The sequence below is a fragment of the Oleiphilus sp. HI0067 genome (genome assembly GCF_001635735.1).
On record NZ_LWFI01001637.1, the window covers coordinates 1 to 738 of the forward strand.

1 pseudogene is annotated in these 738 nt (G+C 42.5%); it reads right to left on the bottom strand.

Annotated elements, in window-relative coordinates:
• Positions 1-671 (bottom strand): annotated as a pseudogene (locus A3739_RS26360) (HD domain-containing protein); the annotation flags it as partial.
• Between the last annotated feature and the right edge of the window lie 67 nt (positions 672-738).

A 738-nucleotide genomic window follows, 5' to 3' on the forward strand; every position in this document is an offset into this window, starting at 1 on the left:
GATTGTTGGTTACCTATGACTAAAGGCCACATAGCCTTCGCGTGATGCGAGAATTTCTCAGTTGCGTGTGTGGCGCTTGTTTCCATTAGCGCAATGATATCTTGGGGGGCAATATCTTCAGTGACATCTTGCCCTTGTTGCAAAATATGATGCGCTACGCGAACAGAATAATGTTCATGCTCTAAAGCGCTAGGCTGTTCAGCATAGAACTGTGTGCTGTCTTCTCCAGACCATAATTGCTCGAAAATACCAGGTGTGCTTAAGATATTTTGAATAGTCGGTGTTCGACTGAATTGATGAGAAAAGCTGCTATGTCCACTATCGTGTAGTAAACATGCACAGCGTACTATTCTATGGAAATAACTAATCGCTTCTAATGTCTCGGCGGAAACACTCGCATTGCTGCCAAATGTTTTTAGTCCATTTTCGACCATTGCCATAAACATACGTCCGCCGACATGCATGGCTCCTACGCTATGGAGAAAGCGTGAATGGGTCGCTCCGGGAAACACAAGAGACAAAATATCGTTTTGACAAATAAAACGCAGGCGCTGAAACAAAGGGTGATCAATAATGGCAACTTCAAGCCTCGAAACAGGAATACCGCCATGGACGGGGTCCATAATTAATTTATGGTAGTTGCCCAATAAATCGTTAATACGCAGTTGCAAAGTGTTTCCTTATCGTTAGTTTTCTTTTTGATCCTAAAGTTAGTATAGCGAGAAATCTTGATGAAAA